Source organism: Bradyrhizobium sp. HKCCYLRH3073 (genome assembly GCF_051167995.1).
GTDB lineage: Bacteria > Pseudomonadota > Alphaproteobacteria > Rhizobiales > Xanthobacteraceae > Bradyrhizobium.
On the sequence record NZ_JBNPUD010000012.1, the window covers coordinates 176031 to 191195 of the forward strand.

Annotated in this window: 14 protein-coding genes; 9 read left to right on the forward strand and 5 right to left on the reverse strand. The window is 64.1% G+C overall.

Translation table 11 applies throughout. The features are described from left to right. The first annotated feature begins 38 nt into the window (after positions 1–38). Together ACQR1X_RS25575 and ACQR1X_RS25580 are read left to right on the forward strand one after the other, a co-directional pair. On the forward strand, positions 39–917 hold the full coding sequence (locus tag ACQR1X_RS25575) for a 3-hydroxybutyryl-CoA dehydrogenase (RefSeq protein ID WP_315718147.1): 879 nt from the start codon (positions 39–41) through the stop codon (positions 915–917). Between the two features lie 77 nt (positions 918–994). Beyond that, the gene (locus ACQR1X_RS25580) at positions 995–1192 is read left to right on the forward strand and encodes a putative motility protein (RefSeq protein WP_315718145.1); all 198 of its coding nucleotides are present in this window, start codon (positions 995–997) and stop codon (positions 1190–1192) included. Positions 1193–1201: 9 nt separating this feature from the next. Here ACQR1X_RS25580 and tlpA read toward each other — a convergent pair whose 3' ends face one another. Continuing rightward, positions 1202–1891: a thiol:disulfide interchange protein TlpA gene (gene tlpA / locus ACQR1X_RS25585; RefSeq protein WP_434899851.1), complete on the reverse strand. Its 690-nt coding sequence runs from the start codon at positions 1889–1891 to the stop codon at positions 1202–1204. Between the two features lie 98 nt (positions 1892–1989). On the opposite strand from tlpA, the gene argH reads away from it, so the two are divergent. The 3 genes from argH to lysA all read left to right on the forward strand — a co-directional run bounded on the left by argH (position 1990) and on the right by lysA (position 5326). Beyond that, the gene (argH, locus tag ACQR1X_RS25590) at positions 1990–3381 is read left to right on the forward strand and encodes an argininosuccinate lyase (RefSeq protein WP_434899852.1); all 1392 of its coding nucleotides are present in this window, start codon (positions 1990–1992) and stop codon (positions 3379–3381) included. A gap of 83 nt (positions 3382–3464) precedes the next feature. Then, the gene (gene lptM, locus ACQR1X_RS25595) at positions 3465–3758 is read left to right on the forward strand and encodes an LPS translocon maturation chaperone LptM (protein ID WP_434890797.1); all 294 of its coding nucleotides are present in this window, start codon (positions 3465–3467) and stop codon (positions 3756–3758) included. 302 nt (positions 3759–4060) lie between these two features. Beyond that, complete coding sequence (gene lysA / locus ACQR1X_RS25600) at positions 4061–5326, forward strand: diaminopimelate decarboxylase (RefSeq protein ID WP_434899853.1); 1266 nt, start codon at positions 4061–4063, stop codon at positions 5324–5326. A gap of 253 nt (positions 5327–5579) precedes the next feature. On the opposite strand, the gene ACQR1X_RS25605 is transcribed toward lysA, so the two are convergent. Further along, positions 5580–5789 carry a hypothetical protein gene (locus ACQR1X_RS25605; protein ID WP_434899854.1) on the reverse strand — a complete coding sequence of 70 codons (210 nt, stop codon included), beginning with the start codon at positions 5787–5789 and terminating at the stop codon, positions 5580–5582. A gap of 152 nt (positions 5790–5941) precedes the next feature. On the opposite strand from ACQR1X_RS25605, the gene ACQR1X_RS25610 reads away from it, so the two are divergent. From ACQR1X_RS25610 to ACQR1X_RS25620, 3 genes are all read left to right on the forward strand, one after another. Next, a complete protein-coding gene (locus ACQR1X_RS25610; RefSeq protein ID WP_316237102.1) occupies positions 5942–6211 on the forward strand; it encodes a hypothetical protein in 270 nt (89 codons plus the stop codon). A gap of 108 nt (positions 6212–6319) precedes the next feature. Continuing rightward, positions 6320–7294, forward strand: coding sequence for an N-acetyl-gamma-glutamyl-phosphate reductase (gene argC, locus ACQR1X_RS25615; RefSeq protein WP_434899855.1), 975 nt, complete (start codon positions 6320–6322; stop codon positions 7292–7294). A 391-nt stretch (positions 7295–7685) separates the two neighbouring features. Next, positions 7686–8993, forward strand: coding sequence for a hypothetical protein (locus tag ACQR1X_RS25620; protein ID WP_434899856.1), 1308 nt, complete (start codon positions 7686–7688; stop codon positions 8991–8993). Here the strand turns inward: ACQR1X_RS25620 and ACQR1X_RS25625 are convergent. The 3 genes from ACQR1X_RS25625 to ACQR1X_RS25635 are packed head-to-tail and all read right to left on the reverse strand — an operon-like array spanning position 8980 to position 11479. Further along, the gene (locus ACQR1X_RS25625; RefSeq protein ID WP_434899857.1) at positions 8980–9831 is read right to left on the reverse strand and encodes a hypothetical protein; all 852 of its coding nucleotides are present in this window, start codon (positions 9829–9831) and stop codon (positions 8980–8982) included. The two genes, ACQR1X_RS25620 and ACQR1X_RS25625, sit on opposite strands and share 14 nt — an antisense overlap. Beyond that, positions 9828–10658: a hypothetical protein gene (locus tag ACQR1X_RS25630; RefSeq protein ID WP_434899858.1), complete on the reverse strand. Its 831-nt coding sequence runs from the start codon at positions 10656–10658 to the stop codon at positions 9828–9830. The genes ACQR1X_RS25625 and ACQR1X_RS25630 overlap by 4 nt, the downstream gene beginning before the upstream one ends. After that, the gene (locus ACQR1X_RS25635; RefSeq protein WP_434899859.1) at positions 10655–11479 is read right to left on the reverse strand and encodes a hypothetical protein; all 825 of its coding nucleotides are present in this window, start codon (positions 11477–11479) and stop codon (positions 10655–10657) included. Before ACQR1X_RS25635 ends, ACQR1X_RS25630 begins: the two co-directional genes overlap by 4 nt. 1063 nt (positions 11480–12542) lie before the next feature. On the opposite strand from ACQR1X_RS25635, the gene ACQR1X_RS25640 reads away from it, so the two are divergent. Further along, positions 12543–15158, forward strand: a complete 2616-nt coding sequence (locus tag ACQR1X_RS25640; protein ID WP_434899860.1) for a TIGR02302 family protein — start codon at positions 12543–12545, stop codon at positions 15156–15158. The last annotated feature ends 7 nt before the right edge of the window (positions 15159–15165 follow it).

Below are 15165 nucleotides of genomic sequence, written 5' to 3' on the forward strand. Positions count from 1 at the left end.
GCGGGCGCAGCAGGCGTGCCGTTCGGGTGGATGACAACATGGCTCAGATCAACAAGCTCGGTGTGATCGGCGCGGGACAGATGGGCAACGGCATCGCGCACGTTGCCGCGCTGGCCGGGCTCGACGTGGTGCTCAACGACGTCACTGCCGACCGGTTGAAATCGGGCATGGCGACCATCAACGGCAATCTGACCCGCCAGGTCGCGAAGAAGGTGATCTCCGAGGACGCCCGCAACCAGGCGCTCGGCCATATCTCGATCAGCGAAACCCTCGATGGCCTCGCCGATTGCGATCTCGTCATCGAGACCGCGATCGAGAAGGAGGACGTCAAGCGCAAGATCTTCCACGATCTCTGCGCGGTGCTGAAGCCGGAGGCGATCATCGCCTCCAACACCTCGTCGATCTCGATCACCCGGCTCGCCGCCTGCACCGATCGCCCCGAGCGCTTCATCGGCATTCATTTCATGAACCCGGTTCCGCTGATGGAGCTGGTCGAGCTGATCCGCGGCATCGCCACCGACGACGCCACCTTCGAGGCGGCCAAGGAGTTCGTCGGCCGGCTCGGCAAGCAGGTCGCCGTCTCCGAGGACTTCCCCGCCTTCATCGTCAACCGCGTCCTGCTGCCGATGATCAACGAGGCGATCTACACGCTCTATGAGGGCGTCGGCAATGTCGAGGCGATCGATGCGGCAATGAAGCTCGGCGCGCATCATCCGATGGGGCCGCTCGAGCTGGCCGATTTCATCGGTCTGGATACCTGTCTGTCCATCATGCAGGTTCTGCATGAGGGGCTGGCGGATTCCAAATACCGGCCGTGCCCGCTGCTGGTGAAATATGTCGAGGCCGGCTGGCTCGGCCGCAAGACGCAGCGCGGCTTCTACGACTATCGCGGCCCCAAGCCGGTGCCGACCCGCTGATTTTACCGCCGCCGGGCTCGACCGATACGCTTCGTTAAGGCTCCTCGGCTAGCGTGCCGTTAGCGAGGTAAGCGCGTATGGACATGAGCTTGGTGGCTGCGGTCATGGCGCAGCAGGCGAGTGCGACACAGCAGCAGGTCGCCACGTCGGTGCTGAAGCAGAACCTGAACGCCCAGAAGGATGCGGTGCTGACGCTGCTCGGCGGCGCGCAGCAGACATTGTCGCTCGCCAATGCCGGCCCCGGCGTCGGCGGCAATCTCAACATCGCCGCCTGAGTTCTCCGATTAGAGTCCCGCGGCCGCCTTCGATGTCGCCGCCTGGATCAGCTTGACCGCGTCGGCGCTGTCCCACTCGGCGGGACCTGCGATGGTGGCGATCTCGCAGCCATTGCCGTCGACCAGCACCGAGGTCGGCATCCCCAGCGCGCGGCCGACCGCCTTCAGATCCTGGAACACCTTGGCCTTCGGATCGCTGAAATAGGTGAGCTGCGTCAGCTTGGCGTCGGCGAGGAACGTCTTCGGCTTCTCCGGGTCGCGGGTGTCGATGTTGACCGCGACCACCTGGAAGGCGTCGCTGCCGAGCTTGGCCTGCAGCCCGTCCAGCGCCGGCATCTCCTTGCGGCAGGGCACGCACCAGGTCGCCCACAGGTTCAATAGCACCGTCTTGCCGCGGAAATCCGACAGCTTCTTCGCTGCCCCCGTGCCGTCCTCGAAGGCGAGATCCGGCAGCCGCAGCGGCACTGTTGCCGCCGTCAGCGCCGCCACCTCGCCCTTGATCAGCGGAGCGATCCGCTTGGCGGTGTCGACCGCCGCCTGACAGGCCTGGTCGCCCGCGGGCCGTCCCTTCAGCAATCCGCCAAAGGTCACCGCCGCGATGCCGGCCACGGCGACCACCGCCACGGCACCGGCCGCGAGCAGCGTCCGCCGCGAGGATGCGGGGCGGGCAGGGGAGGGATCAGGCTTATCGTTTGTCATCTCGGGTCGGTTGCGGCTATCAGAGGCGCGAATTTCGGGATACCGGACGGTGTGTCCCATCCAGCGGCGGTCAGCAAGGTCTTGGAAGCGGTTCAGGCATGAGCAACACGATGTGGGGCGGACGGTTCTCGGAGCGTCCCGACGAGATCATGGAGGACATCAACGTCTCGATCGACGTCGATCGCCACCTTTACGCGCAGGATATCGCCGCTTCCAAGGCGCACGCCGCCATGCTCGCCGCCCAGGGCATCATCACCGCGGGTGATGCGAAAAATATGGCTAAGGGTCTAGACACGATTTTGTCAGAGATCACCAAGGGTTCGTTCGAGTTCAAGCGGGCCCTGGAAGACATCCATATGAATGTCGAGAGCCGGCTCTCCGAGCTGATCGGCCCCGCCGCCGGCCGCCTGCACACCGCGCGCTCGCGCAACGACCAGGTCGCGACCGACTTCCGCCTGTTCGTCCGCGACACCATCGACGACATCGACGCGGCGCTCGCCGCCTACCAGCACGCGCTCGCCACCCGCGCGCTCGAATACGCCGGCACCGTCATGCCGGGCTTCACCCATCTGCAGACGGCACAGCCCGTCACCTTCGGCCACCATCTGCTCGCCTATGTCGAGATGGCCGGGCGCGACCGCGGCCGCTTCATCGACGCCCGCAAGCGCCTCAACGAATCGCCGCTCGGCGCTGCCGCGCTCGCCGGCACCTCGTTCCCGATCGACCGCCACGCCACCGCCGAGGCGCTCGGCTTCGAGCGCCCGATGGCCAATTCGCTGGACGCGGTGTCCGACCGCGACTTCGTGCTGGAGACGCTGTCGGCCGCCTCGATCTGCGCCGTGCACCTGTCGCGCTTCGCCGAGGAGATCGTGATCTGGACCTCGCCGCTGGTCGGGCTGATCAAGCTGTCCGACAAGTTCACCACCGGCTCCTCGATCATGCCGCAGAAGCGCAATCCGGACGCCGCCGAGCTGGTGCGCGCCAAGACCGGCCGCGTGATCGGCGCGCTGAACGGGCTCCTGATCGTCATGAAGGGCCTGCCGCTCGCCTATCAGAAGGACATGCAGGAGGATAAGCAGGGCGCGATGGAGGCGTTCGCGGCGCTGTCGCTCGCCATCCGCGCCATGACCGGCATGGCGCTCGACCTCATGCCGGACGAGGCCCGCATGAAGGCCGCCGCCGGCGAGGGCTATGCCACCGCGACCGACCTCGCCGACTGGCTGGTGCGCACGCTCAAGATGCCGTTCCGCGAGGCCCACCACGTGACGGGGCGGATCGTGGCCTTGGCCGCCAAGCAGGGCGTCGCCCTGCACGAGCTGCCGCTGAAGGCGATGCAGGAGGTCGAGCCGAAGATATCAGCCGAGGTGCTCGGCGTGCTCTCGGTCGAGTCCTCCGTGAAGAGCCGCACCAGCTACGGCGGCACCGCGCCGAAGAACGTGGCGTCCCAGGCCAAAGCCTGGCTGAAGCGGCTGGAAAAACAGCGAAAGTAGGGCTCCCGTTCGAAATTTGATCGGCCCGGCGTGGCACTCCCGCACTCGTCAGGCCGGTGCATTCTCTGTATGGTGCCGCCCGCATGGGGATTTCACACGTGAATCGCGCTCGCCGTCCGACCTCCGCCGCCCGGGTCCTGCTCGTCCTGGGCGCTTCAGCCCTTCTGCTGGCCGCCTGCGGCCGCAAGGGCCCGTTGGACCTGCCGGCCAACTCCCCGCCGGCGCCGCAGATGTCCGCCGCTCCCACCGACACCGCCACGGATGCCGCCAACAAGCCCGGCCTGTTCAACTCCGGCTACGGCGCTGATGCCGCCCCCGCCGCCACCCGCGGCCAGAAGAAGCCCTTCATTCTCGACCCGCTGCTCGACAGCAAATAGCGGCTGCGGCCTTCCTCAACTGACCAGCTGGGCATCCGAGATCGAGCCCGCCTAATTCCACCGTCATGGCCGGGCTTGACCCGGCCATCCACGTGGTGTGGCATCCTGGGACGGACGTGGATGCCCGGGTCAAGCCCGGGCATGACGCCGGAGAGATAGCCGGCCACAAGCGAACTCCGCGGGCGATCGCCCCTCCCCCTCCTCGAGGGGAGGGTGGCACCTCAATTGACAATCCCACCCATTTCCCGGCAATTCGCCGCCACAATCACTCAATCTCGCAGCCCCGCGCGCGGACCCGACCCATGAACCATTTCGACTACCGCGACGGCGTGCTGCACGCCGAGGACGTCAATCTCGCCGAGCTTGCCTCAACCGTCGGCACGCCGTTCTACTGCTACTCCACCGCCACCCTGGAGCGGCACTACCGCGTGTTTGCCGACGCCTTCGCCGGCCAGGACGTGCTGATCTGCTACGCGATGAAGGCCAATTCCAACCAGTCGGTGCTGCGCACCCTCGCCAAGCTCGGCGCCGGCGCCGACGTCGTGTCCGGCGGCGAGCTGAAGCGGGCGCTGGCGGCTGGCATCCCCTCGCGCAAGATCGTGTTCTCCGGCGTCGGCAAGACCGAGGCCGAGCTGCGCGCCGCGCTCGCGGCCGACATCCACTGCCTCAACATCGAGTCCGAGCCCGAGCTCGACCTGCTGGCGCGCCTCGCCGTCGAGACCGGCCACACCGCCCGCATCTCGGTGCGCGTCAACCCGGACGTCGATGCCGGCACGCACGCAAAAATCTCGACCGGCAAGTCGGAGAACAAGTTCGGCATTCCCTTGGAGCACGCCCGCCGCGTCTATGCCCGCGCGGCCAAGATGCCGGGCATCAAGGTCACCGGCGTCGACGTCCATATCGGCAGCCAGATCACCGATCTCGGTCCGATGGAGACCGCCTTCCGCATCCTCACGGACTTCGTGCAGACCTTGCGCGCCGACGGCCACGACATCTCCCATGTCGATTTCGGCGGCGGCCTCGGCATCCCCTATCACATGGACCGCGCCGTGCCGCCGGAGCCCGCGGAATATGCCGCGATGGTCAAGCGCGTGTCGCACAATCTCGGCTGCACCCTGATGTTCGAGCCCGGCCGCATGATCGTCGGCAATGCCGGCATCCTCGTCGCCAAGGTGATCTATGTGAAGCACGGCGAGGCCAAGAACTTCGTCATCATCGACGCCGCGATGAACGATCTGATCCGCCCGACGCTCTACGAGGCGCATCACGACATCCTCCCCGTCAAGCAGCCCGCGCCGAACGCGCCCGCTTTCGTGGCCGACGTCGTCGGCCCGGTCTGCGAAAGCGGCGACTACCTCGCGCTCGACCGCGCGCTGCCCGAGCCCAAGCCCGGCGACCTCCTCGCCATCATGACATCAGGCGCCTACGGCGCCGTGCAGGCCTGCACCTACAACACCCGCGCTTTGGTCCCCGAGGTGCTGGTCAAGGGCGACCAGTCCGCCGTGATCCGCCCGCGCATCGAGGTCGAGCAGCTGATCGCGATGGACACGCCGGCGCCGTGGCTGTGAGGGGGGGCCTGACGCGCACGCAGCTCGCGCGTCCACGCTCATCCGTCTCCACATCGTCATGGCCGGGCCTGTCCCGGCCATCCACGTCGTCCGGCATCCTGGGAACGACGTGGATGCCCGGGCCTTCGCCGCGCCGAAGCGGCTACGGCCGCGCAGGCGGGACAAGCCCGGGCATGACGGAGTAACTGATGAGCATATCGCTCGGCGGATCAGCCTGGATCGTCGCGACTGCCACGACTCGCCCGCTGAGCCATCACGACTCACGACGGCCTGCGGCCCTCTGCCTCGCCTTCGCCAGGATATCGCTCATCGTCGCGTCGCTGATCCTGAGACTGTCCGGATGCTCCAGCACCTCGCGATAGCGCGCGATCTGTTCCTCCCGGCTCAAGCTCTGCCACTCGGCCAGTTCGGTCTCGCTCGGGGGCAGGGCTGACGGCAGCAGCCTGGTTTGCTTATTGACCATGGTGATTTTAGTTTAGCCCGGATCAGGCGTTTCCGCGAAACCGTCTGTGCACGACCTATCCCGCAGTTGATTGGTCACACGGCCATTTCCACGGCGCGGCGAATTGGAAAGGCCCGGCCGGGCATCAGCGAGGAGGGGAGCACGGCGTTCCAATGGAGTCCTTTGCAGCACAATGGCTGACGGCTTTCTTTCTGATCGGGCTCATGTTCGGAGTTCTCTTCTCCCCGGTCAGAGAGTTTTTCCGAAGGTTCGTCTTCAGCGCCGTGCTGTTCTTGATTGTCTACAAGGCGCTCGTCAATGCTTCAGGGCATGCCGGGCTGCAATGGGAGCACCTGCTCGCAATTGCTGGCGTGGTCGGCAGTCTTCTGGGGTGCCTGGTGCGACCGGGGGTCGTTCATATCAATCGTAGATTACGTCGATAAGGTTGTGTGCGACCTGGTCGTAGGGCCAGCCTTGTTCGTCGTGGAGCGAACCAGTATCACGTCTCGAAGTCACTGAACTATCCTCCCCCCACCATCAGGACCCCACCCATGAGCATTCGCGTCGGCATCGTCGGTATCTCCGGTTTTGGCGGCGGCGAGGCGATGCGCCTGGTCGCGGGGCATCCCGCGTTCGAGCTGGTCTACGCCGCGGGCGAGGGCAGCGCCGGCCAGCGGCTGGCGGAGCGCTTCCCCGGCGTGCCGGCAAAACTCGCCGATCTCGTGATCGAGAAGTGGGACCCCGCGCGCCTGCCGCCGCTTGATGTGCTGTTCGCCTCGCTCCCCACCGGCGCCTCGCGGGAGGCGCTGGCGCGCGTGCCCGGCCACGTGAAGATCGTCGACATCGGCGGCGACCACCGCTACGCCGACGGCTGGACCTACGGCCTCGCCGACGTCTGGCCACGGGAGATCGCGGGCAAGACCCGCATCGCCAATCCCGGCTGCTTCCCCGCGGCGGCGCTGACCCCGCTGGCGCCGCTGCTCGCCGCGCAGCTGATCTCGCCCGAGAACATCGTGATCGACGCCAAGACCGGCATCTCCGGCGCCGGCCGCGGCGGCGAAGCCAAGTTCGGCTACGCCGAGAGCAACGAGAACCTGATCCCCTACGGCCTGCTCAGGCACGTCCACATGCCCGAGATCGAAAGCACGATCGCGCGCCTCAGCGGCGGCAGCGCCGCCGGCCTCGTGTTCACGCCGCATCTGGTGCCGATGACCCGCGGCATCCTCGCCACCATCTACGCCCGCGGCCGCGCCACCACGGCGCAATGCCTCGACGCCGCCCGCCGCTTCTACGCGAACAGCGCCTTCGTCCGCGTCACCGACACGCCGCCGCAGACCAAATGGGCCACCGGCTCCAACCTCGCCTTCGTCAGCTACGCCGCCGACCCCGACCGCAATCTGGTGATCGCGCTCGGCGTCGTCGACAATCTCGGCAAGGGCGCCGCCGGGCAGGCGGTGCAGAACGCGAACCTGATGTGCGGGCTGGCGGAGACGGCAGGGCTGGAGGGGGCGCCGGTTTGGCCGTGAGGGCTTTGCCAGCGTCAAAGCGAGGATGCTCCGGCGCCACGCGCTTCTCAATTCGGGGCAACATGGGGAAATTTTCGAACTACGAAGTTTACGCTTTCTGACTTCGAAAAAGAACTTCAAATTGTCGGCCGGACAGGATTGTACCCGTTGCTTCCCGGCTGCCTAGCCAATCAGGTTACCTATGAATGCCAAGCCGAGCATCAATCCACCGCAGACAACAGCCGTGATGGCGGCAAACTTTAGCGCCACGGCATCTTGGGAGGAGATTAGGGCCCGGTTCGACATGGCGCGGCTACTTCTAGTTGAGTTCTATTTCCCGAGTCTGGACACGCTCTGGTTAATATGCTGTTAAAATCGGCATTAGGCGGGACGTCCCCGAGACCATAATTCCATGCTCCGCGGGTTTTTACGCTTTCGCGACCGCTGGCTCCGCCGCTTCTGGCGCCTATGGGGCTATTTCTTCGTGTGGGAAGCCCGCGTAGCGACATTGCGCGATCAAGTTCGTGGGGCAGACATCCTTAGCTTCCACCCTGACGGTTCAATTCGCCTTTCGCACCCGACCGGACCCTTGCCGTTACGGCCAGTTATTGTTGCCAACGCTCGTTTCTCGACCAATCGTACACAGAGAATGGCGCGCCGCGCGGCGGCATCCTTGTTCGACCACTACGATCTTGGCGTTATTCCTGCGCAGTTCTGGCCGATTTTTGAACGGACATTTGATCCAGGCGAGGCCATGGATGCTTTCCTGTTAGCCGTGGGGTGTAGCAGCAATCGTTTCCGGCAAAGAGACCCGGACGAACTCAGCAAAGTTCGGGAAATCACTGAGCTGTTCCTGCGTTCAGGAAATATTCTGCATCGGCTGTCTCCAGAAGTGAGGCGTATCGTTGGTCTTCAGTTAGAGACAGGCGAACATGACAAGATAAAAACTCTTGCTGAAGTTGCGGCACATCTGGATGCAGCCGTCGATCTAGCGGCCCCATGGAACGGAAAGGTCGTTGTTGCCAGCTTCGGTGATCTCCTCAGGGTTATTGAGCGCTTGCTTTCTGATCCGCTCACGGTCGCAGCTGCCGACGCAGCCTCAACCGTCGGGCTGGTGGCGCAATTCGCCGACGCTCAACGTCACTTCGATGCCCTGATCGAGCAGTTTGATTCTCTCTCGGCCGCATTGGCGCACGCATGGCCGGAAGTTTGGCTGGGGGCGTCACCAGAGGAAGCGCTTCGCACTCACACCGGCGAGTTTGAACGGGTCGCTGAGACGATGCGCAATAACGCTGATTTGACGTTTGAGAATCTCCATGAGGGCAACACATTTCTCTATGGCTGCATCGCAGAGCTTGAGACGCTTCTCGGTGCCGCACGCCGGTATAATCTGGGCGACCGGGGGAGTGATCCAGGCGGACCTACCGGTGACGCGGATCATCGAACCGGCGGACGCCGCGGACATTCAGGCCGTGATGGGGCACGCTCCGCAAACCCTCCGGATGAAATAGACGTTGCGTTGCGCTTCTTTGGATTCAGCAGGGCATCGCCACCAGGATCAAAGAAAGACCTGAATAGCGTCTTCCGGAAGACAGCGAAGACCGTACATCCAGATTCCAAACCTGATGCCTCTGATGATGAACGGAGGCGGTTGCATGATCAGTTCGTTCTTTGCTCAACTTATTACAATCGACTGCTAGTGCACTTTAGTTGGCACTGATCCGTCTGATACGAATTTCGATGCGCCGCCGCTCGGAATCGCCTATCCGACGCTGAGCGGGCTCCGCACGATCCCGCGGAGAGATTAAGTAAGCAGCCGATAGCGGTTGAATATCGAGACTTGACGGGAGGCCGGTAGCACGAAGTGCGCGTGCAACGCTGACTGCTCGGGAGATGCCAAGCCCGACGTTGTCATAGGGAAAGAAAGGCGTTGTGTTGGCTGATTCAAGAAAGTGACTCAGAGAGTCGTCGAGGTTCGCTTTCACTCGAGACGTGTCGCGGATAGAAGTTCCATCCGTGTGCCCAATTACCTCCACGATTTGGGCCCCATATCGCTCGCTGAGCTGCGCGAGGCGAGGAACGATGTCTGATCTCAGCCTATCGAGAAATTCAGCCGATATCTCGGACGAGCCAGAGTCAAACTTGAAGCCTTCGGCCTCTCGAAGATTGATGATAGGCGGCTGGTCCTGTGGCGCAGTGGATTGGGCCTTTCCTGCTTGAGCTTCCTTCAGTCGTGCATCAGCTTGGTCCGCTCGCGCATCAGCTAGTGAAGCGTTGATCTCAGCCTTCTTTCGCTCCGCCGCCTCCGAAACTAGCCGAGATTGTAAGTTTTTGACTTGATCTTGGAGTTGCGCCTGCGCGTCGCGCAGCCGACGATTTTCCCTGAGTATCTCAGTGTAGTTGCGAGCCGAATTTAATGCTCCGCTTTCCTTGGACGTGCGCAATGCGAGCGCGGCGAGGATAAAATTCGCAACTAGCGAAGTGACTAGCAGAAGGTACATTACCTCTTGCCCCATCTGGAGGTGGAGCGTGCTAGCTGTGTTGCGCGCGATACTCATGCCAGAGTTCGATCCGGTCGGACGTAACGATCAACGCTGTCAATGAGTTTGCCGAGTGCATCGAGGAGCTCAGTGGCTTCCTTGGATGAGCTTTTTAGAGTCAATAAGTCTGTGGCCAAGCCTGCCGCGGAAACTCGGCTACCTTCGATGGCAATGCCAAAGCCGGTTGCTTCCGCCTGCATGCGCTGAAATGACACCTGAAGCCGCTCGGATTCAGTTTGAAGCATCGTCGCCAAGCTGGTAGCGGCCTTTACGGAGCCGGCTATTGCAGTTTTAAGGGCATCAGTGTTTGATGTTAGTTCAGTATTCATCGTTCGAAATTTCGCGGTTGCAAGTCTTAGCTCTTCCGCCAAGTTCGCCGCGTCCCGCGCGGCGTCGGCCAGGGCAGAGTCCCCCGTATCGATAGAGGTCTGGTTTGCCTCGATGTGACGCAGAAGTGTTGCGACGAACGGGGCGATCGCCGCTGCTCCAAGGCCTTCCGCAAACGGCCAAGCAAAACGACGCATATCGTCAAGCGTGAGATCGCGACCCGCAATCTCAATCATAAATTCCGAGACGCTAAGCAAGACGACCATAATGCTGATGATCAAAGTGAAGATGCCAAGCGCGACGAGCGTTTCGGCGGCAAGAGTAAGGTTTAGGCGCGGTCGCGTGCTGGAAAGCTTGAGTGAGAAGAAAAGCAAGACGGCTACAGAAAGTATGAATGTTGCCGCGAGAGATCCATGTCCCGCAATACCGAGTGTGCGTAGAAAGCCGCAAAAAAGGACCAAGGTGGCCGCCACTGACGCAGCTATGAGCCAAGTCAGGGTAGGTTTATCGACCTTCACTTCTTCGGCCCTTCGAGCAAAAGATTGCCGAATTCGGTCGCCGCTCGCGAAGTGACGTGAAAATCCTTTATATAGGTTCTGACAGCCGCACTGCCCTTCAATTTGGCAAGCATGGCCATAACGGCCATATCGATCATTTCTTGGCTTCCATCGAGCTTTCCGGATCTGCCTCCTGAGAGAAACGAGAGCTTCGCGAATTGCGTGACCGTGCGCGGGTCCTGCCCAACGACGAAGGTATGAATGGGTGTATTGTCCTGCCCGAAGTATCTCGCAATGTCTTCGGCGTGAAGACCGTCGTTGCCGGAGCCTTCGCGAATGTTTGCTCGGCTATTGGGTGGTTCGTCGCCCGCAAGTAGAATGGCGTCGAACCTGCCGGCTTTCTTAATTGCCGCCAACGCGCACTCGATAGCCTCGCCGTCGTTGGCGCCCCCGCCCTTTGCGACTATTCTGCTCAACCAAAATATGAGCTCATTGGCGTCATTCGTCGTAACCGAGATCTCGACGGGGTCGCGTGCCACGTCGTAGTCTCGATAGGCCACAAGCATAATTTCGACTTGCCGACCTGCGCCGCTCACGACGCGCTTCATTATTTCGGTGATCGACTGTTTGGCCGTATCGATGAGCGTTGCCATGCTTCCCGTGGCATCCAGGGCGATCGCAAAACGCGCCGTCGTGCCCCGAAGGATCGCCTCTGCTGCTTTTGAGCCATTCGGTGACGTTTTCTGAGCCCAGTCCGGTACTTGGGAGGGACCTGGGACCAGGCTCGTCGAACTCCTTCCGGCTACGCCTTTGCTGGAGAATTTGTCTAGTTCGCCCGCCATCGCTTGCTCCGGTAAACAGGGGTCCCCGACTACGTGCCGAATATTAAGGGCGGTTGCATTGCCTCTGCAACGAAACGATTACGTGTTGCGGCGGAAAAATTTCGGCTGGGCTCTTTTCATGCGGTGCCCACGATCTGGGTGGCATTCGACAATACAAGCCTTGCTTCGTCTTACTGAACCAGACCGCCAAGAAAGGTAATACCCACAATGAGTTAGTTAGTGGGGTCGTCGTAGTGTGCCCTCTCGTTGCGAGGCGCATGGTCGGCGTGACGCAACGTTCGGTGTCATTCTCGCAGATATTGATCTTGCGCTTTATCCGAATTCATGCTCTACTCCCCGTATCCCGTCCCGCTGAGGGGGCGCTTCGCGATCGTCACGGACGTCGGGTGCGGGATGCGGTGGGCGCATTGGGACGCAGCGCGGGCTTGCTCGCGCGGACGAACGATCCCGGTGCGACGAGGAAGTCGCGTGGTTCTGGCATCCCGGTGCTGATGCCAAGTGGGCGATGACGAGTCGTCCGCGACGGGGCCAACAAGCCGGTCCCCGGGAAGAGCGCGTATAAGTCGTAACACCATCGCGCAGGGAAGGCCGGGTGATCTCGGCTGAGCCTGTGGTTCTGCCGCGTGCTTTTTTGTTGCACGCGGACCATGGGCGCCGGCCGGCGCCCGGTCTTCCCTGCGCCCTCTGTTCGAGGAGGGTGAGATGTCGGGCATCACTCGGGCGCGGATGGCGTCGCGAGGGTGATGGGGCTTGTCTTGCTGATGATTTCTCCGTGGAGTGTTTGATGATGCGCGGCGGGATGTTCGCCACAGGCGCCATTGCGAGCGCAGCGACCTGTCCGCCGAAGGCCATCGGGCGAAGGCGGTCGCTGCGCTCGCAATGACGGAGTTTGAGGCAGGCGCCTGCGCCACACATTCGGCCGCCGCACCCGTAACTCCCCGGGAACCCGCCCCGGTCACACTCCCGTGTGATCCTCCTGCGCAGCCGGGAAAGTCTTGGCACGGTGCGTGCCTCATGGATGCCTTTGTGGTAGGGTGAACATCCAGGCAACCTGGAGAGATTGTTGAGCGGCATCACGAACGAGCCGGCCCCGCCGGCAAGCAGCACTCCCGACGGCCTTGCGCGCTTGAAGCTGGCGCAGGCGCTCAAGCGGGCTCGCTACGCCATCGCCTGGGAGCGCGGCTGGCCGCATCTGGCGCGGCTGTTGATGGTCGTCGGCCTGTTCCTGATCGTGTCCTGGGCCGGCCTCTGGCTCGGCCTGCCGTTCGCGGCGCGCATGATCGGCGTCGCGCTGTTCCTGCTGCTGCTGCTCGGCGCCGCCGTGCCGATGCTGCGCTACCGCTGGCCGAGCCGCGAAGAGGGCCTGTCGCGGCTCGATCGCGGCTCCGGCATCGCGCATCGGCCCGCGACCGCGCTCACCGATACGCTCACCACCAAGGATCCGATCGCGCAGGCGCTGTGGCAGGCGCAGCGCGAGCGCACGCTCGCCTCGGTCAAGCGCATCCGCGCCGGCACGCCGCGGCCGCGGCTGTCGCTGCACGATCCCTGGGCGGTGCGCGCGCTGGTCATCGTGCTCTTGGTAGCGACCTATGTCGCCGCCGGCGACGAGCGGCCGATGCGCATCGCCTCGGCGTTCGACTGGAACGGCGTGCTGACCCCGGTCACGGTCCGCGTCGATGCCTGGATCAAGCCGCCGCTCTATACCGCGAAGCCGCCGATCATCCTCTCCGCCGCCAACAAGGAAGGCGCGGTGCCGGCGAACGGCCCGATTGTGGTGCCCGCGGGCTCGACCCTGATCATCCGCTCCAGCGGCGGCAATCTCGACGTCATCACCGGTGGCGGCGTCACTGAAGCCGCGGCGAACGAGGTCGCCGCCGGCGACGCCGCGCCGAAGGGCACCACCGAGAAGCACTACACCATCAAGGCCGACGGCACCGTTCATGTGCGCGCGCCGTCGGGCCAGCCGCAATGGGTGTTTTCGGCGACGCCGGACAAGCCGCCGGTCATCAGCATGGCCAAGGACCCCGAGCGCCAGGCGCGCGGCTCGCTGAAACTGTCCTACAAGATCGAGGATGATTACGGCGTCACCGAAGCCCGCGCCAAGGTCGCCGCGCGTGCGCCTGAGGCCAAGCCGGACGCCAAGACGACTGATACGCCGGCGGCGCGGCCGCTGTTCCAGCCGCCGGAGTTTCCGCTGGTGCTGCCGAACGCGCGCACCCGCAACGGCGTCGGCCAGACCGTCAAGGATCTGAGCGAGGACCCCTATGCCGGTGCTGACGTCACGCTCACCTTGACCGCCAAGGACGAGGCCGGCAACGAGGGCACCAGCGAGCCGTTCGAGACCAGGCTGCCGGAGCGGCTGTTCACTAAGCCGCTCGCGCGGGCGCTGATCGAGCAGCGCCGCCTGCTCGCGCTCGACGGCAACCGCAATGGCGAGGTGTTCACCGCGCTCGACGCGCTGGCGATCGCGCCTGAGCTGTTCACGCCGGAGCTCGGCCAGTATCTCGGCCTTCGCGCGGTGACGCGCCAGCTCGAGGCTGCGCGCACCGACGATGCGCTGCGCGAGGTGGTGGCGAGCCTGTGGGCGCTCGCCGTCACCATCGAGGACGGCAACATCAGCGACGTCGACAAGGCGCTGCGCGCGGCGCAGGACGCGCTGAAGCAGGCGCTGGAGCGTGGCGCCAGCGACGAGGAGATCAAGAAGCTCGCCGAGGATCTGCGCCGGGCGATGGACAACTACATGCGCCAGCTCGCCGAGCAGCTGCGCAACAACCCGCAGATGGCGCAGCGGCCGCTCGACCAGAACACCAAGGTGCTGCGCCAGCAGGACCTGCAGAACATGATCGACCGCATGGAGCGGCTGTCGCGCCAGGGCGACAAGGAGGGCGCGCGCGAGCTGCTCGAGCAGCTTCAGCAGATGCTGGAGAATTTGCAGATGGCGCAGCCCAACCAGGGCGGCGACAACGACATGGAGCAGGCGCTCAACGAGCTCGGCGACATGATCCGCAAGCAGCAGCAGCTTCGCGACAAGACCTTCAAACAGGGCCAGGACTCGCGGCGCAACCGCAACAAGCAGCAGGGCGACCAGGACCAGAGCATGGGCGACCTGCAGCAGGACCAGCAGGCGCTGCGCGACCGGCTGAAGCAGTTGCAGGAGCAGCTCGCCAAGCGCGGCATGGGCCAGCAGGGCGAAAAGGGACAGAAGGGTCAGAAAGGCCAGAAGGGGCAGCCGGGCCAGCAAGGCGAGCCCGGTGATCAAGGCGACCAGGGCGATTCCGGCGACGGGCTCGACGATGCCGACAGCGCGATGGGCGATGCTGGCAGCCAGCTCGGCGACAACAATGCCGACGGCGCGGTGGAGTCGCAGGGCAAGGCGCTCGATGCGCTGAAGAAGGGCGCGCAAAGCCTCGCCGAGGCGATGCAGCAGGGCGACGGCGACCAGCCCGGCGACGGTCCGGGCCAGCGCGCCGGCCGCCAGCAGGGCGCGCAGCAGACCGATCCGCTCGGCCGTCCGATGCATCCCGGCCGCGACATCGACGATTTCTCGCAGAAGATTCCCGGCGAGATCGACGTGCAGCGCGTCCGCCGCATCCTTGAGGAGCTGCGCCGCCGGCTCGGCGATCAGTCGCGGCCGCAGCTCGAGCTCGACTACATCGAGCGGCTGCTGAAGGACTACTGAGGCGCGC